Source organism: Maritalea sp., from assembly GCF_047634455.1.
In the GTDB taxonomy this organism is placed as follows: Bacteria; Pseudomonadota; Alphaproteobacteria; order Rhizobiales; family Devosiaceae; genus Maritalea.
Genome location: NZ_JBLIAI010000046.1, coordinates 1 through 22,544 on the forward strand (window position 1 = coordinate 1; position 22,544 = coordinate 22,544).

Genomic DNA, 22,544 nt, shown 5'->3' on the forward strand with positions numbered 1-22,544 from the left:
CAGAGCTACCGAAATCTGGAAACAGTTTAATCTCACAAATATCATCGAAAACAACGATGATGGCCTTTTGGGTTGGTCTCACCAGGCCCCGTTTCCAAGAATACTCCTTACGGGATCTGTGAAAGAACTACCAAGCGCACTTACTGAACAATTGGCAGAAGGTGGCGCGCTTGTGGCAGCAATTGGGGAGCCAAAATCCGTTCAAAGGATTACGCGTATTGTTAAGACCGAAGGCCAACTCGACTTCACCGAGCTTGGCGATATTCGACTTCCAGCACTGATACAAGGAAAAAGTACAGCGCCTTAAACTCCCCTTTACCTTAACGCATCTATACTCAAAAGCGTTGTAGTGTATTGAGTAAGAGTTAGCACATGAGTATCCGGTTTCGGTCAGGGGCTTTTAAGTCTTCAGTTGCAATCATTGGCGCATTGTCTTTTTCGGCCCTGCTTGCCGGTTGCACGGCCAGCAGCAGGTTTGCAGCACCGCTAACCACCGCCTCCATAAATAGTGCAACAAATGCCGATCTCACCCAAGCCATGCCAGATGCAGTCGCAGCGACGCAGCTGCCACCATCCGGCCAGTATTTGAGCGCATCCAATTCGCGAGCACGATATATTCCCGGTGCATCAATTGGGCCAAATAACAATCAAGATATCAACGCAAGAGACCCGTTCAATTCGGGCGTAAACTCACAGGTTCAGGTTGCCTCCACCATTGGGCAAAACGCTGTGCAACAACCACAAATTGTTCGCCAAGCATTGCCCATTTTAACCCCAAATCCAGTAGCGAGTACCCAGTCAATGCCCGCAATGCCATCTCTTGCTGAGGTTGATCTCAACACAGCACCGAAAATCGACCAAATAGCAACTGCGGGCATCGTCGCGACGCCACGCGCGGTGCCAGACAATGCGTTTACGCACCGAATTGAAGCAGGCGAATCGCTTTATGCGATTGCACGTCGATATGACGTGACAACAGATTCCATCGTTGCGGCGAATGGTTTGGCGTCGCCCGATAAAATATTTGTCGGTCAGGACGTTATTATTCCTGGTCGACCTGGCACGGTTGCACCAAAATACGCACCAACAAGCCCGGTAGCGCCTCCTACTTCACTCAAAGTGGCGGTGGCTACAATGCCACCGGCGAGCGTCCCAGCAGGCACATTGGTGCCCGCGCGACTTGATGAGCAGGCGCAAGTTGTGCCGACGCCGATCGCACGGCCTGCAAATTTGGCAGCGGCTGCCTCAAGCGGCACAAAAACAAAGCAAGCGTCTACGCCAGTGCAGCAAGTTAAGCCTTTGGCCGCGCAGCAAGTCTTAACAACAGCCTCAGTTGACCCCGTAGAAGTTGCGGCACCCGTCGTTTCAACACCCAAAACGGCCACCGGCTCCTTCCGCTGGCCGGTTAAAGGGCGTGTCATTGCCGACTTCCGCGCTTCAAAAAATACTGGTTTGAATATTGAGGTGCCTGAAGGAACGTCCGTGCGCGCCACAGAAAATGGCGAAGTCATTTATGTGGGGAGTGCTGTTGAAGGCTTTGGAAACCTTGTTTTGATCAAGCACAGCAATGGCTACGTTTCCGCATACGCACACCTCAAAGATATCACAGTTGCCAAAGGGGCTGGGGTTGAACGGGGCGATTCTATCGGTACAGCAGGCATGACCGGTGCGGTGAGCAGGCCACAATTGCACTTTGAACTGCGTAAAGGTGCGACGCCGGTTGACCCAATGCTGTTGCTCGCAAGTTAAACATTCGAATCTGAAAACGCAAAAAGGGCTGGTCCTAGATTAGGGACCGGCCCTTTTTGCCTGCAAGCTGGCGAACAAACTGAATGGCAACACGGCCTGAACGCGCGCCGCGCGTTGCAGCCCATTCAATGGCCCCAGATTGCAATTCGCTTTGGGATGCGCTGATCCCATAATGCTCGCAATAGTGGCTTACCATTTGCAGATATGTTGCTTGATCGCAATTGTGGAAGCCCAGCCACAATCCAAAGCGATCCGAAAGGGATACTTTTTCATCAATTGCTTCGTGCGAATGGATAGCGGCCCGTGTTTCATTCTCAACCATATCGCGGGGCATCAAGTGTCTGCGGTTTGAAGTGGCATAAAATAATACGTTAGCCGGACGCCCCTCTAAACCACCATCCAAAACGGATTTAAGGGCTTTGTAGTCCATTTCATCCTTATCGAAGGAGAGATCATCACAATAGATCAGGAATTGTGCTTCAAGCCCGGATACGTATCGCATCAATGAGGGCATGGTTTGGATATCTTCACGATGAATTTCAATGAGTATCAGACGCTGCAAAGTTGTGTCCTGCTTGGCCTGATTGAGAATGTCCGCATGTAGAGCTTTGACAATGGAGCTCTTGCCCATGCCCTTTGCGCCCCACAAGAGGGCGTTATTGGCACCATGCCCGCGTGCAAACTGTTCCGTGTTACGCGCAAGAATTGACTTTTGATTATCAATGCCCAGCAACAACGCCAAGTCCACATAGTTTACCAGAGTAATTGGCAAAAGATTTTGGTTTTGCCCATCCCATTGGTAGGCATTTGCATCTGTCAACTCAGCTTTTTGGTTCAAATCACGACCTGCCAACACCGCAAGGGAGCGTGCAATATCCAAAAGCGCGTGTTTCTTTTTCATTTTATATCCAATCTTTGCAGGAAAAGCCCCGTTTGGGCTTTGCATTTGCGAATTTGCGCCTATATATTCCCGCACGATCTGAGACCACAACGCGACCACCCGACCTGATCCCATTTAGTGGATTTGTTTGCGGATTAAAAGTCGACCTAAGGAGTATCCGTATGTTTGTAACACAAGCATTTGCACAAGCAGCCGCACCCGGCGCCACAGACTATCTGACAAGCTTGCTGCCAATTTTGTTGATTATCCCAATTTTCTACTTCCTGATTATCCGTCCGCAGCAAAAACGCGTGAAAGAGCAAAAGAATCTGCTCGATTCCATACGTCGTGGCGACACAATTGTAACGAGCGGTGGACTAGTTGGCAAAGTTGTCCGTGTGAAAGACGACAGCGCTGAGTTGGAAGTTGAATTGGCGGAAAACGTTCGTGTAAAAGTCGTTCGCTCAATGGTCGCCGATGTGCGCACCAAAGGTGAACCTGTGAACGACAACAAAACTGACAAGAAGTAGTCAGCTAACAGACAAGAAGATCTGATCCGCTATGTTACAATTCTCTCCTCTTCGTACCGCATTGATACTGATTGTGTCTTTGGCAGGTATTTTGTTTACCTTCCCCAATTTTGTATCGCAGCAAACAATTTTTGCGTTGCCTGATTGGATGCCAAAACAGCAAATTGTTCTCGGTCTTGATTTGCAAGGCGGTTCACATTTGCTGCTACAGGTGAACAAAGAGGAGCTTGTAACAGAGCGTGTCAAAGAGCTGCGCCGCGAGGCGCGTTCATTGCTTGCCAACGACAATGCCATCGGCCACATCATTCGTACCGAAGGCACATTGCTTACAATTGAACTGACGGACCAAACTCAGTTTGAGCAAGCCAAAACTGCTTTGCAAGAACTGGACGTGCCCATCTCCAATGTCATTGGTGTTATCGGTGGTGTCAGGGAAATCAGTTTCGGCGAAACAGCCGACGGCAAATTGACCATGCAATTGACCGATGAGGGCATCGAAGAACGTCTTTCGTCTGTGGTCGCCCAGTCAATTGAGGTCGTTCGGCGTCGGATCGACGAATTGGGCACGACTGAACCAACTATTCAGCGCCAAGGTACAGACCGAATTTTGGTGCAGGTTCCAGGATTTGATGATTCCCAGCGCTTAAAAGAACTGATTTCACAAACTGCACGCCTGACTTTCCATATGGTTCATCCCACAATTACAGCTGCGCAGGCACTCGTGCAGGGGTTGCCAGTTGGCACCTTTATTTTGCCAAGCCAAGATGGTGGCGAAGAGCTGTTGATGGAAGATGTGTCCATTGGTGGAGAATCTTTGGTTGATTCTCAGCCGGGCTTTGACCCTCAAACTAACCAGCCTATCGTTACCTTCCGTTTCGATACGCGCGGTGCGGTTATTTTTGCTGAGCTGACAGGGGCAAATATTGGTCAACGTTTTGCTGTGGTGCTGGATAATCAAGTCATTACGGCGCCAACAATACAGTCTTCAATTCCGGGCGGTTCTGGGCAGATTACAGGCAACTTCACCGCACAAAGTGCTAACGATCTTGCGGTGTTGCTGCGGGCAGGTGCTTTGCCCGCCACGCTTGATATCATTGAAGAGCGTTCTGTTGGCCCAAGCCTTGGCGCAGACAGTGTGAAAGCGGGTCAAATTGCTGGACTTTTTGGTGGTATTTTGGTGATTGGCTTCATGTTTGCTGCCTATGGCGTTTTCGGCTTGTTCGCGAACATATCTTTGATTATCAATATTTTCCTTGTCATGGGTGTTCTGTCCATGCTCGGCGCCACGCTTACTTTGCCAGGTATTGCGGGCATCGTGTTGACCATTGGTATGGCGGTTGATGCGAACGTGTTGATTTACGAACGTATTCGCGAGGAAAAGCGGGCGGGCCGTTCTGTGGTTCAGGCCATTGAAGCTGGATTTAAACGGGCATTCGCCACAATCGTGGATGCCAACGTCACCACACTCATAGCGGCCGTCATCCTGTTTTTCATTGGTTCGGGTCCAATCCGCGGTTTTGCGATTACCCTGGCCATTGGTATTTTGACGACAATGTTTACCGCTTACCTTTTGACGCAATTCCAAATTGCGCGTTGGTTCGCATGGCGTCGTCCAAAAGAGTTGAAAATTCATCTTCTGAAATTGTTGCCTGATGATACGGATTTCAAATTCATGGCGCGCAAAACGATTGCGTTTGCATTTTCCGCTGTCCTTATTGCAGGATCGCTTGGGCTATTCTTCACAAAAGGATTGAATCTTGGCATCGATTTCAAGGGCGGGTCCTCTATTGAGGTGCAAGCGATTGTTGGCGACGCAGATATTGCTGACATTCGTGCGCGAGTTGGAGCGCTTGGCTTGGGCGATGTTCAGGTCCAAGAGTTTGGTAACACCAAAGATGTCCTCATTCGGATTGAAACCCAAGAAGGCGGCGATCTTGCTCAGCAAGCCGCTGTGAAGCTTGTTATTGGTGCAATAGAATCTGACTATGATGATCGCCGCACCGAAGTGGTGGGCCCAACGGTTTCAGGTGAACTTGCGCAAACAGGCACGCTGGCTGTTATTGCTGCCATTATTGCGGTTTTGGGCTACATTTGGATGCGGTTCGAATGGCAATTTGCCTTGGGCGCTGTGGCGGCGTTGGTGCACGACGTTATCCTGACCATTGGCATGTTTTCGATAACTGGATTTGAATTTAATCTGGCGTCCATCGCTGCCATTTTGACCATCGTTGGTTATTCACTGAACGATACTGTGGTTGTTTATGACCGCGTGCGCGAAAATCTTCGCAAATATAGGAAGATGTTGATTTCTGACCTATTGAACATGTCGATAAATCACACATTGTCCAGAACAATCCTAACTTCGGTGACCACAATTCTTGCGTTGGCCGCTTTGGTTGCCTTTGGTGGCGAGGTTATTCGCAGCTTTACCTTTGCGATGGCGTGGGGCGTGCTTGTAGGTACTTACTCCTCGATCTTTGTCGCTGCGCCAATTTTGATCCAACTTAAATTGACCTCACGTGCAGATATCGAAAAGAAAGAACAGCGCGCTGATGGCGCGTCCGTATAGGCTGTGACAGAAATCGCTGACGGACATTACAAATATCAGGTACCCATCGATGCCTATGGCAACGGTGGGTTCCGGTTTGATGATATGTCCCACATTGGTTCTTTATTGTGCTTGCCTACAGGAATGCACAAATGGCCGGTCTCAAAATCGTCGGCGCTTGAAAACATGGATTTTTCCCCGGTTTTTGAACTGCATGACCAGATTGATGTTTTTCTGCTCGGCACCGGCAACGACATTGCATTTCTTGATGAAGAAATCCGGCAACAATTCCGTGAGCGCAATATCATCATAGAGCCGATGAGTACAGGTGCCGCAGTGCGCACATACAACGTGCTAATGGCGGAAAAAAGGGCTGTTTCTGCAGGTTTGATTGCAGTAGAACGTGCCAAATAATACAATGCCAGAAGTTAAAAACCAAACTCATGTTGCCGACGAACTCAACAAACTTTCCCGCAATGATTATCTGGTAACGCTGTTCATTCCCGAAGCGGTGCGCGCAGATGCGCAGGCACTGTTGGCGTTTGCCGCAGAGTTGCGGATCGTGCAACATCGGGTTTCCGAACCAACGCCGGGCGAAATTCGTCTGCAATGGTGGCACGATGCGCTCGACGGGCAGGGTCACGGCGCAGTTCGTTCAAATCCAATTGCCAGTTGCCTGCTGGATGCAATTGAAAAACATCAATTTCCAATTATTCCGCTTAAGCGCATGATCGCAGCGCATCGTTTTGATCTTTACAGCGATCCGATGTCGGACGTGAACCAATTCGAGGGTTATTCGGGCGAAACCCGCGCATGCCTATATCAATTCATCGCGATGGCGTTGGGCAGCAAAGATGCAGATCCCGCGCTTTACGCAGACGCTGCTGGACATCTTGGCGTTGCATCAACCTATGTGAATGCCATTCTTGCTTTTGGTCGTGACAGCTCTAATGGCAAGATATTTCTGCCATACAGCGTGTTTCAGTCATTTGGTGTCGATGATAAAGTGATTTTGGCTGGCCAGAACTCAGAAGCCATGCGTCAGGCAATGGCGGCGCATCTTCAGGCCGCCGAAGAACATCTGGCCCAAGCACAAGCTGCCATTAAACTGTTGCCCAAAAATGTGCGCCCCGCCTTTGTAGATAGTGCAATAGTGCGTGCACAACTACGTTTCTTGAACAAGCGAACCGATAACCCGTTTCTTATTGGGGCAGGACGGTCCGACCTGCGCAAGCTGATCGCTATGTTTGTCTATTCGGTGAAAAACTGATTACACCCACGCCTTTAAGTCTTCTAAAGCGCGGGTCGTCATGACCAATTTTTTAGCCTTTGATTTATCTGGTCCGCGCCAACGGCCAATATGACCTTCTGGCTTTCTTGGCATCTCAACGGGCGGAAACAGACCAAAATTTACGTTCATGGGTTGAAATGACTTTATGCCATTGGTTTCATCGGCCAAATGCCCACCGGTTATGTGATGCACCAGTGCGCCCATGGCCGTGGTATTTGGTGGTGGCATCATTTCAAGGCCAAGTGATTGAGCACCAGCCAGCCGGCCCACCACAAGTCCCAGCCCTGCACTTTCAACATATCCTTCCACACCGGTGATTTGGCCAGCAAATCGAAGGCGTGGGTCGGCTTTGAGCCTGAGTTGTTCGTCCAACAATTCAGGTGAATTGAGGAATGTGTTGCGATGAAGGCCACCAAGACGGGCAAACTGTGCGTCTTCTAGTCCAGGGATCATGCGCAAAATGTCAGCTTGGGTGCCGTATTTGAGCTTGGTTTGAAATCCAACCATGTTCCAAAGTGTGCCTAAAGCATTGTCTTGCCGCAACTGAACAATAGCGTAGCATTTCACAGTTGGGTTGCGCGGGTTGGTCAAACCAACCGGTTTCATGGGGCCAAAACGCAACGTCTCACGTCCACGCTCTGCCATGACTTCTATGGGGAGGCACCCGTCAAAATAGGGAACATTTTCCCATTCTTTGAATTCGGTTTTTTCACCAGTCAGTAGCGCGTCGATGAACGAATTATATTGTTCTTCGTCCATCGGGCAGTTCAAATAATCAGCCCCAGTGCCGCCCGGACCTGCTTTGTCGTAACGAGATTGGGCCCAAACCACATCCATGTTGATCGAGTCTTTATGGATGATTGGTGCGATAGCATCGAAAAATGACAATGAATCTGCATTGGTGATCGACTGAATGCCTTGTGCAAGGGCAGGTGAGGTCAGCGGGCCTGTGGCAAGAATAACATTCTCCCACTCTTTAGGCGGTAAACCAGCCACTTCATTACGGTCAATGCTGATATTGGGATGCGCCTCGAGCATTGTGGTGACTGCACGTGAAAATGCGTCACGATCGACGGCAAGCGCACCACCAGCTGGCAATTTATGCTTATCTGCTGTTTGCATAATAATCGAGTTGCAGCGGCGCATTTCCTCGTGCAGCAAGCCAACCGCATTATATTCATGGTCGTCAGATCGAAAACTGTTTGAGCAAACCAATTCGGCCAGACCGTCCGTCTGATGTGCATCGGTTTTGCGCACAGGTCGCATTTCGTGCAGCACAACATCTGCGCCCATCTGTGCCGCCTGCCAAGCCGCTTCCGAACCAGCAAGCCCACCGCCAACAATATGAATAGTTTTTGAAGAATTTGTCATAGGTTCGCACATACATTTATTGCGCATTTGGGGCAACAAGAAATGCAGTCAAACAACAAAACACCCGCTACTTCATTTGAAGTGCGGGTGTCTAAATTCGAACATGCCGATATTGATCTTTGTGTCACGCATTAGATGCGAGAAGCTTGCTCACGTGCCAACGGCATAATTTCGCCGCGTGCAATGCCCAGATCATGCAATTCACGATCATCCAGAGCACTCAATTCACGAACTGTTTGGCGGTAAGAAGCCCAACGACGATATGCTTTTCCGAGGTCCATTGCTCATCTCCTTGATAAGTGTGTGTTTGATTTGTTGACCAGAATGTAACTCTAACTTGGGGAAATGAGTAGATAGATTCTTTGCAGTTCGATTATGCGTATTTTGCATAGCTTATTATAAGACATTGAACTTAAAACAAAAAACCCGCCGCTTCATGATGAAGGACGGGTATTCGTGTGTACATTGTCGGTCGTTTGACCAATCAAAACCGTTAGATGCGTTCTGCTTGTGAGCGCGCAACAGCGGCAATATCGCCACGGTTGATGCCGAGGTCATTGAGACCGCGTTCGTCAAGTTGATTCAATGCACGAACAGTTTTACGGTAAGAAGCCCAGCGGCGTAGTGTGTTTCCCAAAGCCATGATCAAATCTCCTGTTGAATGCGTTGGTTGTTGTTTGATGACCCTCATATAGGTCCGCTGTAGCAGGTTGAGTAGGGCACTTTATCGAGCATCACCCATGCACAAAGTGCAGGGCTAGTTAACATGTTACAGCAGCGCATTATTTATGGCGTCGCCCGGGAGGAGGAATTTAACTTCCCTGAACCGATTGGCGGGTTTGACGCGCACGAGTTCATTGCAGACACAGGAACGCGCCACGTTAACGCGCCACGATCATAATACTGCAAATTCTAACTACTCTGCGGCTACGCGCTGCCCGGGCCGCCGTTCAAGCAAGTCTTTAAGGTAACGGCCGGTATGTGAGCGCTTCACGCCGATAATATCTTCGGGCGCCCCCTCGGCAACGATCTCGCCACCACCATCGCCCCCCTCGGGTCCAAGATCGATGATCCAGTCTGCTGTTTTGATGACTTCAAGATTGTGCTCAATCACCACAACGGTGTTGCCTTGATCAACAAGCTCATGCAAAACCTCAAGTAGTTTCGCCACATCGTGAAAATGGAGACCCGTGGTGGGTTCATCAAGCACGTAAAGCGTTCTACCTGTCGCGCGTTTCGACAACTCTTTTGAGAGTTTTACCCGTTGCGCTTCCCCGCCTGAAAGCGTTGTCGCTGGTTGTCCGACTTTGACATAGCCCAAACCCACACGTTGCAATGTCAGCATTTTGTCGCGGATTGATGGTACAGCCGCAAAAAAAACGACTGCTTCGTCAACAGTCATGTCCAAAACGGCGGAAATTGATTTCTCTTTGAACATCACCTCAAGGGTCTCGCGGTTATAGCGTTTGCCCTTGCACGTGTCGCACGTGACATAAACATCGGGCAAAAAGTGCATTTCAATCTTATTGACACCGTCACCCTGACAAGCTTCGCACCGGCCACCTTTAACATTGAATGAAAATCGACCTGGGGCATAGCCGCGGGTTTTTGCTTCCGGTAATCCGGCAAACCACTCGCGGATCGGAGTAAATGCGCCAGTGTAGGTCGCGGGGTTAGACCGCGGTGTGCGCCCAATTGGGCTCTGATCAATGTCGATGACCTTGTCCAAAAACTCAAGGCCCAGCAATTGATCATGTGGGGCCGGTGTGACCCGCGCACCATTCAGCTTTCGGGCAATGCCTTTGTACATCGTGTCCAGCAATAGTGTCGATTTACCGCCGCCAGAAACTCCAGTCACAGCCACAAACGCGCCCAACGGAATATCCACTGACACGTTTTTGAGATTATTACCTGTCGCGCCTGTGATTCTAATGCGGCGTGTGTCTGACAATGGACGCCGTTCTGCGGGAATTTTTACACCCAATTCACCTGAAAGATATTTGCCGGTGATGCTGTTTTTGTTTCCAATAATCTTATCGGGTGTACCCTGGGCAACGATTTGACCGCCGTGAATGCCGGCGCCAGGGCCAATATCAACAACATAATCGGCTGTCATTATGGCATCTTCGTCATGTTCAACAACAATCACAGTGTTGCCCAAATCACGTAAACGTCGAAGTGTTTCCAAAAGCCTTGCATTATCGCGTTGATGCAAGCCGATTGACGGCTCGTCCAAAACATAAAGCACGCCGGTTAGACCGGAGCCAATTTGTGAGGCCAATCTGATCCGTTGGCTCTCTCCACCTGAAAGTGTGCCAGAATTTCGCGACAATGACAGATAGTCCAATCCAACATCGACAAGGAAATTAAGCCGGTCACGAATCTCTTTCATGATCCGCTCGCCGATTTCCAACTGTGTTGGACTAAGGTGTGCGCTCAATGCGGTGAACCATTCATGGGCTTCTCGAATGGACTTTTTGGACACATCGCTGATGTGAAGTCCGTTAATTTTCACGGCGAGGGCTTCTGGCTTTAAGCGATTGCCATCGCACACGTCACAAGGTGCGCGCGACATGTATTTCTCGATTTCTTCACGCATGCCCGCAGATTCAGTTTCGCGGTAGCGGCGCTCCAAATTGCCAATAACGCCTTCAAAAGGCTTTTCTGTTTTATATGAACGCAGCCCATCATCGTAGACGAACACGATCTTTTGGCCATCGGTTCCATAAAGCACAGCATGCTTAACTTCGTCGGGCAAGTCTGCCCACGGCGTATCAAGTGATGCATTGTATGCTTTAGTAACTGCGTCCAAAGTTTGAATGTAGTAGGGTGCCGAGGTCTTGGACCAAGGGAAGATCGCCCCATTCCTCAAACTCTTAGAATCATCAGGCACAACCAAGTCGGGCGACATTTTCGCTTCGGTTCCCAAACCAGAGCAAGTGGGGCAGGCCCCAAATGGGTTGTTGAATGAAAACAACCGTGGCTCGATTTCTTCAATAGTGAAGCCGGAAACTGGGCAGGCAAACTTCTCTGAAAAGACCAGGCGTTCGTTTTCGCCTTCCTTTGCAACCAATTCTGCAATCGCCAAACCGTCAGCAAGTTGCAGTGCTGTTTCAAAACTTTCAGCCAAGCGGGATTGCAGTTCAGGTCCAACGACCAACCGATCAACCACAACTTCAATCTCATGTTTGATTTTTTTGTCCAGCACGGGTGCATCAGCAATTTCATAGAACTCGCCGTCAATTTTGACACGCTGAAAGCCGCGCTTCATCAAACCTGCAAGTTCCTTTTTATATTCACCCTTGCGGCCTCGTACAATTGGTGCCAACAAATAGAGCCGCGTACCTGCTTCGAGCGCCAACACTTTGTCGACCATTTGGGTGACAGTTTGGCTTTGAATGGGTAAGCCCGTCGCCGGAGAATAAGGAATACCAACCCGCGCATACATCAGGCGAAGATAGTCGTAAATTTCAGTGACGGTGCCCACCGTGGAACGTGGGTTGCGTGACGTCGTTTTCTGCTCAATAGAGATGGCGGGGGAAAGCCCGTCGATCTGTTCAACGTCCGGCTTTTGCATCATCTCAAGGAATTGGCGCGCATATGCCGAGAGGCTTTCGACGTAACGGCGTTGTCCTTCTGCGTAAATTGTGTCAAATGCCAGTGATGATTTGCCTGATCCGGAAAGTCCGGTCATGACGATAAGTTGATCCCGTGGAAGCGTTAAATCAACCGACTTCAAATTGTGCTCTTTGGCCCCACGAATAACAATGTCGCGATTTAGGGACGAAGATTTTGACATATTGAACTTTCCGTAACGGTGATTGCGCAACCGATTGCTTAGAGTACAACTCAAGTGGTTTTAGATTGCGCGATATTGACTCGCATTTGATTTCATAAGAACATAAATAGAACATGGGTAGCGTCGTCAAGTGGCTTGTGGATGACGTACAATCAATTCTTCAAGATTGAACGATGATGTGTACATAAGATACGACAAAAATGTGATCCGGCAAATCTGGTAAGACCAATCTGGTTTGCTGCAGAAGTAAAATGAAGGGAACGACAAGATGGCAGGTAGCGTAAACAAGGTAATATTGGTTGGCAATTTGGGCGCTGATCCCGAAGTGCGCAACACGCAAGATGGTCGTCCGATCGTCAACCTAAGAATTGCGACATCCGAGCGGTGGCGCGACAAGAACTCCGGCGAACAACGTGAAAAGACAGAGTGGCACCGTGTCGTTATCTTCTCTGAAGGTTTGTGCCGTGTGGCAGAGCAATATTTGCGCAAAGGGTCCACCGTCTATATTGAGGGTCAGCTGCAAACCCGCAAGTGGCAGGATCAGGACGGCAATGACAAATATTCAACCGAGATTGTATTGCAGGGCTTTAACTCCACGCTGACAATGCTTGGCGGTCGCAGCGATAACGACAGCAGTGGCAGTAGCTATGGTGGCGGTTCTCGCTCAAATGACGCGGGCGGGGGCGGTAAACGTCCGCAGGCCAGCGCTCCCGCATTTGATTCAGGTGGGATGGACGACGATATTCCATTCTAGGCTTCGGCCATATTCAATAAAAAGGCCGCCCAATGGGCGGCCTTTTGTATTGCAATTTGAAAGCTATCGTTTGCTGAATGGTATAATCGCCACCGATTTGCCGCCGCTGGCATTGTGTATGATATCAAATCGGACATTGATTTCACCACCGTTCAATTTCAGGGACACAGCAATGTCGAACGCATCATCTGTTTCCGACTTCACATTGTCCAACGAAAACGAGAGATTTTTGCCAGAGCGTGTGCCCACGGCGACGCCTTGAAAGCTTGTATTTGAAGACATAACAGCTTCAAACCGACGCAAATCGGCCACATAACCAACTGTCCCGCGCATAGAAAGCGTTGAGCCCGCAAGTGAGCATTTGCCGTCCAAACCAATCTTAGTTTGACTGGATTCAGTAAAGGACATTTTGCACAATACAGTCTCATTTTCGCCAGTCGATGCAAGCTTGGCTTGGCCTTTCCCGCGCCAATCACCCACATAAGATTGCAAGAGATCTAAGTCAGCTTTCGCCGCAAATGCAGGTAATGCTGAACTAATTAGTGAAACGGCTGCTAGGGCTGCAATGCCTATTTTTGTCACTTTTTTTGCGATCTTCACTTTTTTTGCTCTCCAAAATTCTTCATATAGCGCCCCCCGGCGACCAGTAATGCAGGCAGAATGATTAAATCGCCCATCAAAGCCAAAACCAGTGTTAGTACAACTAGCGCGCCAAAAAGGGCAACTTGTGGCAACACCGAGAAAATAATGACAGTTGTCCCCGCACATAGAATCAAGGTGGTTGCAATCAGTGCAGGTCCAACGCGTTCCAACGTTCGGTCTACCGCTTCACGATGATTGAAACCCTGTTCTCGGGCTCTAACATAGTGGTTCATAAAGTGAATTGTATCATCCACCGCAATACCAAATGCAATCGTTAAAGAGATCACCGTGGTCAATTGTAACCCAGCACCTGATACCCAAAGGTAAAGTTCGGTGCCCAAAATGGGTGCAAAATTTGGAATGATACAGATAAGTGCGATGCGCCACGATCTGAAGGCGATGCCGATGATGAAAATCGAGAACACCACGGCGATTGACAGACCGTCCTGTAAGCGCTTGATCATTTTGACACTTTCATAGGCAGAAAGAACTCGGAATCCCGAAATCTTTGCGTCTGTAATGCCTGCATTTTCAAGCTTTGCTTGCGTTTCCTCTACCAGCTCTCGAACGTCTTTGGATGTTAGCCCTGTCGGCACAAACGACGTCGCCATGGCGATATCACCTTCATCGGTAATAAAGCGACGTTTCATAAAGGGCCCAACTGCATCAAAAATCTGCTGCCGTGAAAACCCTGCATCATTGTAATGGGTGAAGCTGGCTGCGGAAATGACCTTACCGTCGCCAAATACATCCTGCATGACATTATGCACCTTTTCCATGCGAACAAAGTCAGCGTCAGATACATTTGGATCCCCATCATAGAGCGGGAACGCGACGTAAAGCGGGGCAACGCCCCCAACACCTTCGTCAATCGTTGCAGATATTGCCATCGCTTCAGACTTTTTGGGCAAAAACTGTTGAAAGGAGAAACTTGGTTGCAGCTGAGTGTGTGGGTAAATCATGGCGAAAAAACCAACGATCGTCAGTGCGGCAATTGGTTTTCCGAACCGATTGGCAAGTGTGGTTAGTCCTGGAATGACAGCGGTCAACGCAACGCTGGGCGCTTGTTTTGGCTTGAAACCCAGTTTAATCGCGAAACGTAACGCCAGCGGTAAAAATGTGACCAGCGCCAAAAACGCCAGCGGAATCGCAAGTGCACCTGTAATTGCAAATTCGAAAATGCCTTGGCTTGGCGTAACTGCGAGCGACAAAAATGCGATGACGGTTGTGATTGAAGTCAGGGCGCAAGCTGGGCTAACACGAATTATGGTTTCGCGGATTGCGTCCTCATGTTCCATTCCTTCGCGCGACAGCCGCAGCCAATGGAAGCAAAAGAACATACTTTCAGCAAAAGCGATGACCAGCACCAGCGCGGTCAAAATGTTCGTTAAGAATGTGAAGGACCCGAACAGCATGGTAACTGTCCCCACAACCCACACCACGGAAATGAATGGTGTAAGTGTTGCAAGAACCGCCCCCCAAAACGTCCGAAAGGCCAAGAACGCGGTCAAAAAGCCCAATATAATCCCAGCCAGGGTGAACTTGATTTGGTCTGATTTGCTGGCGTTTAGCAATTCAGCTTTCCACAATGGTGGACCCGTTAGTTGGATGGTGAAACGCTCATCCTCGTAATAAGACATCAGTTCGCGCAACTCCGAGATCATAACGTCTTCGCCGCGTTCTTTTAAAGCGTCCGAATCTGGGAACATCAGCATCACAATGCCTGTGAGGTCCTCAACGATCAGATTGCGCATCATCGGGTCGTTCTGTCGCAAATCTTCGAGCGCGGTTACGACTTCGGCCGCAGAAGTCATGTCTTCGGGGACTGCAGGTCGGGTGACACCATCGTCTGCGGTTGGTTTTCGTAAAGAAAACGGCGAAAGGGTGCCGCGGGCGAAACTGTTGAGCTCTAGTTCCAACGCAAACTCGCGCAATGTCTCTATGACACCGGGATCCGTGAGCTGGTTCGACTTAACCAGCAAATAGGCGTCATTTTCGAACGTGCCAAAAGTGTCCCCGATTTCGACATAGGTGTCGTAATAGGTGCCTGAGTTTTTGTAGAGGCGCAGCAGATCGCCATCTATAGAGACATTGGGAATTTGAAAGAGGGACAAAGCGGTGAAAGCAACTAATAATGCGGTGGCAATTTTTGGATACCGCATTGTGAGCGTTCCAATACGCTCTAAACCAAAGCCAATCGACAAATTCTCATCCCCAATACACATGAAGCCGCCAATTTTGGCGGCAGTTGATCATTAGCTAGGCGAAAAAAACCCAAATTGTCTACTGGACGAAAGCATATTTGCGCTCATTTTGTAAGAATCGCGATCCAGAAGGTACTTTATGCGCTAAAAAGCGCTTCGCTTGTTGGCAAACGCACGTTCTGATTGGCCACAGAGCGAGGAATCACTTAAAAACAAACGACCAATTAACGCAACGAAGAACAAAATCATTGTGAGCGATAAACCAATCGACAAAAACCCGTCCGAACCTTCAGGCTCAGACATTTCATTAATCTCGATAACTGATGAAATGCGCCGTTCTTATCTCGACTACGCGATGAGCGTGATCGTGAGCCGTGCATTGCCTGATGTCCGTGATGGATTGAAACCAGTTCACCGTCGGATTCTTTATTCGATGCATGAAAACGGTTACGAGTGGAACAAGCAGTACCGGAAATCGGCGCGCGTCGTTGGCGATGTAATCGGTAAATATCACCCACATGGCGATACCGCGATTTATCACGCGATGGTGCGAATGGCGCAAGAATTCTCCATGCGCCTGCCTTTGATTGATGGCCAAGGAAACTTTGGTTCCATCGATGGGGATATGCCAGCTGCGATGCGGTATACAGAAGTGCGCATGGAACGCGTGACAACGATGATTCTGGAAGACATCGACCGCGATACGGTGAATTTCAAAGACAACTACGATAATACCGAAAGCGAACCGACGATTCTTCCGGCGCGGTTCCCCAATCTTTTGGTCAATGGTTCGGGCGGTATCGCCGTTGGCATGGCGACCAATATTCCAAGCCACAACCTCGTCGAAGTGATTGATGGCGCCATTGCCATTATGGACAATCCTGAAATTACAACTGAAGAATTGATGGAAATCGTTCAGGGTCCAGATTTTCCAACTGCTGGCATTATCCTTGGCCGCCACGGTATTCGCTCGGCATATGAAACCGGGCGTGGCTCAGTGTTGATGCGTGGTGTTGTGACCACCGAAGAAATCCGCAAAGACCGCGAAGCGCTCATCATCACCGAGATTCCATATCAGGTGAACAAAGCGACGATGATCGAGAAAATTGCCGAATTGGTGCGTGATAAACGTATTGAAGGTATCTCTGACATTCGTGACGAATCTGACCGAAACGGCATGCGCGTCGTTATAGAACTGAAGCGCGATGCATTTGCGGATGTGGTGCTCAATCAGCTTTATCGGTTCTCGCCATTGCAAACCTCGTTTGGCTGCAACTTTGTAGCGCTGAATGGCGGTAAGCCAGAGCAGCTCAATTTGCGTCAAATTCTGAAAGCGTTTGTCGATTTCCGCGAAGACGTTGTTAGCCGCCGTACGAAATTCTTACTCAACAAAGCGCGTGACCGCGCCCATATTTTGGTAGGTTTGGTTATTGCTGTTGCAAACGTTGATGAAGTGATCAGCATCATCCGCACGTCACCGGATCCAGCCACTGCACGCGCACGTCTGCTCGAGCGTGCATGGCCAGCGCACGAAGTTGATTCGTTGATCAAGTTGATTGATGATCCCCGTCATAGGGTGACCGATGATGGAACCTACTTGTTGTCAGAAGAACAAGTTCGCGCAATCCTTGAATTGCGCCTGCAACGCCTTACAGCACTTGGCCGCGATGAAATTGGCGATGAGCTGAACAAATTGGGCGAAGAAATCAAAGATTATCTTGATATTCTGCGTTCGCGCGAACGGATTGTCGACATCATCCGTTCTGAAATGATCGACGTTCGGGACCGTTTTGGTACGCCAAGACGCACGCAAATCTTGGACGTTGCGGGCGACGTTGATGATGAAGACCTGATCGCACGTGAAGAGATGGTCGTCACTGTTTCGCACACGGGCTACATCAAGCGTGTTCCATTATCCACTTACCGCGCGCAACGCAGGGGCGGCAAGGGCCGCTCTGGCATGTCGACACGCGACGAGGATTTTGTCGCACGACTATTCATAGCCAATACGCACACACCGGTACTGTTCTTTTCTTCTCGTGGGATTGTCTACAAACTCAAAGTTTGGCGTTTGCCAGTGGGGTCAGCAAGCTCACGCGGCAAAGCATTGATCAACATTTTGCCATTGCAAGACGGCGAGCGGATCACATCGATCATGCCATTGCCTGAGGACGAGACAACTTGGCAGGATCTCGACATTATGTTCGCGACAACTCGCGGCACAGTTCGCCGTAATTCGCTTGCGGACTTTGTTCAAGTCAACCGAAATGGCAAAATTGCCATGAAACTTGACGATGGCGACGGCATCGTTGGCGTTGAAACCTGTTCGCCACGGGACAATGTGCTGTTGACCACAAAAATGGGCCAAGCCATGCGGTTTGGCATCGACGAAGTGCGGGTATTTGCGGGCCGAAATTCCGTTGGTGTACGCGGGATCAGGTTGGCAGAAGGTGATGAAGTTATTGCTATGTCTATCCTTGGCCATTTCGATGCGACTGCAGATGAGCGAACAGCATATCTGAAACTGCGCCGATTGATTGAAGGCGATTCAAGCGAAGCCGAAGACGGCGAGGCAATGAGCGCTGCTGAAATCGACCAAGAACGCTATGCGGCCATGAGCGCGGCAGAACAATTCATTCTCGCGATTTCAGAAAATGGGTTCGGCAAACGATCTTCGGCTTACGAATATCGCAAAACTGGTCGCGGTGGTAAGGGCATCACAGCAATGGCCATGAGCGAGCGTAATGGCGAAATCGTTGCTTCGTTCCCGGTTGAGAACGATGATCAGATCATGCTGGTGACCAATGGCGGAAAGCTGATCCGTGTGCCAGTGGATGGCATCAGGATTGCCGGCCGGGCGACCCAAGGCGTGACAATTCTTGACACCGCAAAAGGCGAGCAGGTTGTTTCTGTTGAGCGCATTTCGGAACCCGAACCTGAAGACGATGACGAAAATCAAGTTGATGAAGGTACTTCTGAAGGCAACGACAGCGACCCCACAAGCGAAGGTTGAGCGCTGGCAACTTTTGAACGAGGAACAATAGGATGATCTTGCTGGAACCATCAGCTTTAGTCGCATTCATTTCAGCGTGTTTTTTTCTGGCGATCGTGCCAGGACCCACAGTCACACTGATTGTGGCAAACGCGTTGGCGAGGGGCCCAATTGCTGGTTTGTTAACAGTGCTCGGCGCTCAGATCGCGATATTCTTGATGGTCATTGTCGTCGCATTGGGGCTCCAGGCCGTCATTGGCTTTATGAGCTGGGCTTTCTTTTGGGTAAAACTTGTTGGCGCAGCCTATTTGCTATGGATCGGGTTCAAGATGATCACGAACCGCAGCGGGCTTTCTTTTGATGATAAGACATCTGTAAAGGGAGTGGGCAAATCGATTGTGCAGGGATTTGTGGTCACAATGTCGAACCCAAAGGCATTGTTGTTTTTGGGCGCGTTTCTACCGCAGTTTATTGAACCCAGCGCTGCCGCTGCACCGCAAGTGATTGGTCTTGGCCTCATCACAATGTTGGTTTTCACCGTTTTTGATGGCATTTATGCTGTAGCCGCTGGCAACACACGTAAGTTTTTAACACAGCAGCGTTTGTCCACTGTGAATAAGATTTCAGGATCATTATTGATCGTTGGTGGTACGTGGTTGGCGCTGCAACGCAAAGTTTAAAAAAAGAGAATTCTATGGCAAAACAAGTTGGCTTTTATCCTGGTTCCTTCGATCCGGTCACCAATGGGCACCTTGACGTTATTGAGCGCGCATGTCGTTTGGTCGACAAATTGATTGTTGGCGTCGGGGTTCATCCCACAAAAACGCCGCTCACCACCGTGGAAGAACGGTTTGCGCTCTTGCAGCAAACTACTGGTCCAATTGCGGCGCGCAATAATACCGAACTAGAGCTGGTCACGTTTGACAGCCTTATGGTGCAAGCGGCGCGCGATGTTGGGGCGAACATTATTATTCGCGGCCTGCGCGATACCACTGACTATAACTATGAAATGCAAATGGTCGGCATGAACGCCCAAATGGCACCGGATCAACAAACTGTTTTTGTGCCATCAAGCCCTCACGTTCGACATATTTCAGCCACTTTGGTACGGCAAATCGCCCAAATGAACGGCGATATTTCAGCGTTTGTTCCCTCTGCAGTTCTCAAACTTTTGGCGGAAAAATGAGCGAAGCTCCTAAAAAGAATAATCTAGTCGTTTCACTCTTGGTTGTGGGGCTTTTGGCCTTTGTCGGCTATATGCTGTATGTTAATTTTCAGGTTTCAGCGCCAACGCCTATCGAACCCGTGGAGTATGCAGCGTGTAAAACGCCAGCCGCCCCTGACGGTGTTGTGCCGGTGATGCTGCAGCTGGAACTCAAAACAGGAAATGTCACGCTCGAACTGCGCCCCGATCTTGCACCAAAACATGTTGAACGTCTGACGGCGCTTGCCAAAGAGGGCTTTTATGACGGTATCGTATTTCACAGGGTGATTGATGGCTTTATGGCACAAACTGGTGATCCCACCGGCACCGGTATGGGCGGTTCTGATTTGCCCGACTTGCCAGCCGAGTTCACGGACACGCCATTCCAGTGCGGTACAATTGGCATGGCGCGCAGCCAAAATCCTGATTCTGCCAACTCTCAGTTCTTCATCACGTTTGACGATGCACGCTTTCTTGACAGCCAGTACACAGTGCTTGGATATGTTCGTGAGGGCATGGAATACATCCATCAAATCAAAAGAGGTGCGGGTCAAAACGGGATTGTTAGCGAACCCGACAAGATGATTTCCCTCAAACTGTTGGCCAGCTGATCAAGATGCGACCAATTAGGGTCTGGACTGAATTGAGAAAAGGTCTGGATTGGGTGCAAAATAGACTGATTTGAGGAGAGAAACGAAAGCGATTTTCATATCGGTGAGGCTTTTCGACGCTGAAGCAGCCTGTTTTGCACATAGCCCGATGGGCAGCATTCAATTTTGCCAGTTTGTTGTTGAAATATCCTCATTGGCAGCAAGTCAATTCGGCCCATTTCGCCTAAATCTGATCAAAACTGAACGGCTGTCCAGATCATTTCTCAATTGAGTTCAGACCCTAGTCAAAAAATGGGGCTAGCCGGGCAGCGCAAGGCCGTATAAGTAGTCGGCAACAAAGGAGATTTAACATGGACGAAATCAAAGATCGCGAAAACACATTGTTGCTTGAAACGTCAAAAGGCAGCGTCGTCATCGAAATGTATCCAGACGTTGCGCCTAAGCATGTTGAGCGTATCAAAGAACTTGCTCGTGAAAATTTTTACGATGGTATTGTGTTTCACCGTGTGATTGACGGCTTTATGGCGCAAGTTGGTTGCCCTTTGGGTACAGGTACTGGCGGCTCAGACAAACCAGATATTCCTCAAGAGTTCAGCGATACTGCGCACACACGTGGTATATGTTCCATGGCGCGTACAATGGACCCAAATTCAGCAAACTCGCAGTTCTTTATCTGCTTCGGTGATGCAGGATTTCTGGATGGACAATACACTGTTTGGGGTAAAGTAACCGACGGCATGGAAGTGGTCGACACTTTGAAAAAAGGTGAGCCTGTTTCTGACCCTGACCAGATTTTGTCCATGCGCGTCGCCGCTGACTAACATTTAACAAATACTGGATCACAAAATGCGTGTCGATCAGTTCGATTTTGAACTGCCCGCAGAACGTGTGGCATTGCACCCAGCAGTGCCACGCGATAGCGCGCGCATGCTTGTGATTGATCCAAGCAAAATGTCGGGTGGCGAACCGCCGTCCGACCACCTGGTTAAAGACCTGCTGGATTTTTTGCGACCTGGCGATATCTTAATTGCAAACAACACACGCGTTTTGCCCGCTGAACTGGTAGGTAAACGAACGCGAGGCGATGCCGTTGCCAAGGTTACGATAAACCTGCACAAACGCGATGAGCCAAATCTTTGGCGAGCTTTTGCACGTCCGGCCAAAAAGCTAAAAATCGGCGAACAAGTTGCATTTGAGGTTGATGGCATCGACCCATTATATGCGGTGTGTGAGGAAAAAGGCGACGCAGGCGAAGTTCTGCTGCGATTTGAATTGTCTGGGGCAGTGCTTGATGAAGCGATAAAGGCCCGTGGTGCAATGCCTTTGCCGCCCTATATCAGTGCAAAACGCGCCCACGATGTCCAAGACGACACCGATTATCAAACTGTATATGCTCAGCATGATGGAGCAGTCGCAGCACCAACCGCAGGTTTGCACTTCACCGATGAATTGCTCGACAAGATAGCGGCCAAAGGCATTGAAATTGACTATGTCACACTGCATGTTGGGGCAGGGACTTTCCTTCCAGTCAAAGTGGAAGATACAGCTGACCACAAAATGCACGCTGAATGGGGCGATTTGAGTGCGAAAACTGTTGCACGAATAAATGCATGTCGCTCACAAGGTGGCCGATTATTTGCAGTCGGCACAACCAGCTTACGTGTGTTGGAAACGGCTGCATTTGACGGCGACCTCAAACCTTTCTGTGGCGAAACAGACATTTTCATCACCCCAGGTTACAAGTTTAATGCTGTTGACGTTTTGATGACCAACTTTCATCTGCCAAAATCGACACTATTCATGTTGGTCAGTGCGTTTTCTGGCATCAAAATTATGCAAAATGCCTACAAACATGCGATCGATAATGATTATCGATTCTATTCATTTGGCGACGCGTCGCTTTTGTTTCGGGAACAGAAATGACACAACAAGAATTCTCGTTTGAGCTTAAAAACACCAACAATGGTGC

The 22,544-nt window shown here is 49.4% G+C and carries 20 protein-coding genes; 13 read left to right on the forward strand and 7 right to left on the reverse strand.

Going from position 1 to position 22,544, the window contains the following annotated elements; translation table 11 throughout:
- On the forward strand, positions 1–307 hold a 307-nt coding region (locus ACJAZW_RS11370; protein ID WP_415158149.1), incomplete at its 5' end, for a protein-L-isoaspartate O-methyltransferase family protein.
- A 65-nt stretch (positions 308–372) separates the two neighbouring features.
- The gene (locus tag ACJAZW_RS11375; protein WP_415158151.1) at positions 373–1,749 is read left to right on the forward strand and encodes a peptidoglycan DD-metalloendopeptidase family protein; all 1,377 of its coding nucleotides are present in this window, start codon (positions 373–375) and stop codon (positions 1,747–1,749) included.
- Positions 1,750–1,783: 34 nt separating this feature from the next.
- On the opposite strand, the gene ACJAZW_RS11380 is transcribed toward ACJAZW_RS11375, so the two are convergent.
- Positions 1,784–2,650, reverse strand: a complete 867-nt coding sequence (locus tag ACJAZW_RS11380) for an ATP-binding protein (protein WP_415158153.1) — start codon at positions 2,648–2,650, stop codon at positions 1,784–1,786.
- 161 nt (positions 2,651–2,811) lie between these two features.
- Here ACJAZW_RS11380 and yajC point away from each other — a divergent pair, with 161 nt between their 5' ends.
- The 4 genes from yajC to ACJAZW_RS11400 are packed head-to-tail and all read left to right on the forward strand — an operon-like array spanning position 2,812 to position 6,977.
- Positions 2,812–3,159 carry a preprotein translocase subunit YajC gene (gene yajC, locus ACJAZW_RS11385; RefSeq protein ID WP_415158155.1) on the forward strand — a complete coding sequence of 116 codons (348 nt, stop codon included), beginning with the start codon at positions 2,812–2,814 and terminating at the stop codon, positions 3,157–3,159.
- A gap of 31 nt (positions 3,160–3,190) precedes the next feature.
- Entirely contained in the window at positions 3,191–5,728 is a 2,538-nt protein-coding gene (gene secD / locus ACJAZW_RS11390; protein ID WP_415158157.1) for a protein translocase subunit SecD, read from the forward strand.
- Between the two features lie 3 nt (positions 5,729–5,731).
- Complete coding sequence (locus tag ACJAZW_RS11395) at positions 5,732–6,121, forward strand: Mth938-like domain-containing protein (RefSeq protein ID WP_415158159.1); 390 nt, start codon at positions 5,732–5,734, stop codon at positions 6,119–6,121.
- Complete coding sequence (locus ACJAZW_RS11400) at positions 6,111–6,977, forward strand: phytoene/squalene synthase family protein (protein WP_415158161.1); 867 nt, start codon at positions 6,111–6,113, stop codon at positions 6,975–6,977. The genes ACJAZW_RS11395 and ACJAZW_RS11400 overlap by 11 nt, the downstream gene beginning before the upstream one ends.
- Here the strand turns inward: ACJAZW_RS11400 and trmFO are convergent, their stop codons facing one another.
- From trmFO to uvrA, 4 genes are all read right to left on the reverse strand, one after another.
- Positions 6,978–8,369 carry a methylenetetrahydrofolate--tRNA-(uracil(54)-C(5))-methyltransferase (FADH(2)-oxidizing) TrmFO gene (trmFO, locus tag ACJAZW_RS11405; RefSeq protein WP_415158167.1) on the reverse strand — a complete coding sequence of 464 codons (1,392 nt, stop codon included), beginning with the start codon at positions 8,367–8,369 and terminating at the stop codon, positions 6,978–6,980. It lies immediately after the preceding gene.
- Between the two features lie 131 nt (positions 8,370–8,500).
- Positions 8,501–8,650, reverse strand: coding sequence for a DUF1127 domain-containing protein (locus tag ACJAZW_RS11410; protein ID WP_415158169.1), 150 nt, complete (start codon positions 8,648–8,650; stop codon positions 8,501–8,503).
- A gap of 212 nt (positions 8,651–8,862) precedes the next feature.
- Entirely contained in the window at positions 8,863–9,012 is a 150-nt protein-coding gene (locus ACJAZW_RS11415; protein ID WP_415158171.1) for a DUF1127 domain-containing protein, read from the reverse strand.
- Between the two features lie 273 nt (positions 9,013–9,285).
- Positions 9,286–12,168, reverse strand: coding sequence for an excinuclease ABC subunit UvrA (gene uvrA, locus ACJAZW_RS11420; RefSeq protein WP_415158173.1), 2,883 nt, complete (start codon positions 12,166–12,168; stop codon positions 9,286–9,288).
- Positions 12,169–12,436: 268 nt separating this feature from the next.
- On the opposite strand from uvrA, the gene ACJAZW_RS11425 reads away from it, so the two are divergent.
- Entirely contained in the window at positions 12,437–12,922 is a 486-nt protein-coding gene (locus ACJAZW_RS11425; RefSeq protein WP_415158175.1) for a single-stranded DNA-binding protein, read from the forward strand.
- Between the two features lie 63 nt (positions 12,923–12,985).
- On the opposite strand, the gene ACJAZW_RS11430 is transcribed toward ACJAZW_RS11425, so the two are convergent.
- Positions 12,986–13,522 carry a hypothetical protein gene (locus ACJAZW_RS11430; RefSeq protein ID WP_415158177.1) on the reverse strand — a complete coding sequence of 179 codons (537 nt, stop codon included), beginning with the start codon at positions 13,520–13,522 and terminating at the stop codon, positions 12,986–12,988.
- Entirely contained in the window at positions 13,519–15,726 is a 2,208-nt protein-coding gene (locus ACJAZW_RS11435; protein ID WP_415158179.1) for an efflux RND transporter permease subunit, read from the reverse strand. The genes ACJAZW_RS11430 and ACJAZW_RS11435 overlap by 4 nt, the downstream gene beginning before the upstream one ends.
- 370 nt (positions 15,727–16,096) lie before the next feature.
- Between ACJAZW_RS11435 and gyrA the strand changes: the two genes are divergently transcribed.
- The 6 genes from gyrA to queA all read left to right on the forward strand — a co-directional run bounded on the left by gyrA (position 16,097) and on the right by queA (position 22,498).
- A complete protein-coding gene (gene gyrA, locus ACJAZW_RS11440) occupies positions 16,097–18,781 on the forward strand; it encodes a DNA gyrase subunit A (protein ID WP_415158191.1) in 2,685 nt (894 codons plus the stop codon).
- A gap of 32 nt (positions 18,782–18,813) precedes the next feature.
- Positions 18,814–19,440, forward strand: coding sequence for a LysE family translocator (locus ACJAZW_RS11445; protein ID WP_415158181.1), 627 nt, complete (start codon positions 18,814–18,816; stop codon positions 19,438–19,440).
- Between the two features lie 14 nt (positions 19,441–19,454).
- Positions 19,455–19,946 (forward strand): pantetheine-phosphate adenylyltransferase, encoded by a 492-nt coding sequence (coaD, locus tag ACJAZW_RS11450; RefSeq protein WP_415158183.1) that lies wholly within the window; start codon positions 19,455–19,457, stop codon positions 19,944–19,946.
- Positions 19,943–20,575 carry a peptidylprolyl isomerase gene (locus ACJAZW_RS11455; RefSeq protein WP_415158185.1) on the forward strand — a complete coding sequence of 211 codons (633 nt, stop codon included), beginning with the start codon at positions 19,943–19,945 and terminating at the stop codon, positions 20,573–20,575. The genes coaD and ACJAZW_RS11455 overlap by 4 nt, the downstream gene beginning before the upstream one ends.
- Positions 20,576–20,925: 350 nt before the next feature.
- Entirely contained in the window at positions 20,926–21,396 is a 471-nt protein-coding gene (locus ACJAZW_RS11460) for a peptidylprolyl isomerase (RefSeq protein ID WP_415158187.1), read from the forward strand.
- 25 nt (positions 21,397–21,421) lie between these two features.
- Positions 21,422–22,498, forward strand: a complete 1,077-nt coding sequence (gene queA, locus ACJAZW_RS11465; RefSeq protein ID WP_415158189.1) for a tRNA preQ1(34) S-adenosylmethionine ribosyltransferase-isomerase QueA — start codon at positions 21,422–21,424, stop codon at positions 22,496–22,498.
- Positions 22,499–22,544 lie beyond the last annotated feature (46 nt).

Coding starts and splice junctions, on each gene's coding strand:
- ACJAZW_RS11375 (WP_415158151.1), top strand. CDS start 373: ATGAGTATCCGGTTTCGGTCAGGGGCTTTTAAGTCTTCAGTTGCAATC.
- ACJAZW_RS11380 (WP_415158153.1), bottom strand. CDS start 2,650: ATGAAAAAGAAACACGCGCTTTTGGATATTGCACGCTCCCTTGCGGTG.
- yajC (WP_415158155.1), top strand. CDS start 2,812: ATGTTTGTAACACAAGCATTTGCACAAGCAGCCGCACCCGGCGCCACA.
- secD (WP_415158157.1), top strand. CDS start 3,191: ATGTTACAATTCTCTCCTCTTCGTACCGCATTGATACTGATTGTGTCT.
- trmFO (WP_415158167.1), bottom strand. CDS start 8,369: ATGACAAATTCTTCAAAAACTATTCATATTGTTGGCGGTGGGCTTGCT.
- ACJAZW_RS11410 (WP_415158169.1), bottom strand. CDS start 8,650: ATGGACCTCGGAAAAGCATATCGTCGTTGGGCTTCTTACCGCCAAACA.
- ACJAZW_RS11415 (WP_415158171.1), bottom strand. CDS start 9,012: ATGGCTTTGGGAAACACACTACGCCGCTGGGCTTCTTACCGTAAAACT.
- uvrA (WP_415158173.1), bottom strand. CDS start 12,168: ATGTCAAAATCTTCGTCCCTAAATCGCGACATTGTTATTCGTGGGGCC.
- ACJAZW_RS11425 (WP_415158175.1), top strand. CDS start 12,437: ATGGCAGGTAGCGTAAACAAGGTAATATTGGTTGGCAATTTGGGCGCT.
- ACJAZW_RS11435 (WP_415158179.1), bottom strand. CDS start 15,726: ATGCGGTATCCAAAAATTGCCACCGCATTATTAGTTGCTTTCACCGCT.
- gyrA (WP_415158191.1), top strand. CDS start 16,097: ATGCGCCGTTCTTATCTCGACTACGCGATGAGCGTGATCGTGAGCCGT.
- ACJAZW_RS11445 (WP_415158181.1), top strand. CDS start 18,814: ATGATCTTGCTGGAACCATCAGCTTTAGTCGCATTCATTTCAGCGTGT.
- coaD (WP_415158183.1), top strand. CDS start 19,455: ATGGCAAAACAAGTTGGCTTTTATCCTGGTTCCTTCGATCCGGTCACC.
- ACJAZW_RS11455 (WP_415158185.1), top strand. CDS start 19,943: ATGAGCGAAGCTCCTAAAAAGAATAATCTAGTCGTTTCACTCTTGGTT.
- ACJAZW_RS11460 (WP_415158187.1), top strand. CDS start 20,926: ATGGACGAAATCAAAGATCGCGAAAACACATTGTTGCTTGAAACGTCA.
- queA (WP_415158189.1), top strand. CDS start 21,422: ATGCGTGTCGATCAGTTCGATTTTGAACTGCCCGCAGAACGTGTGGCA.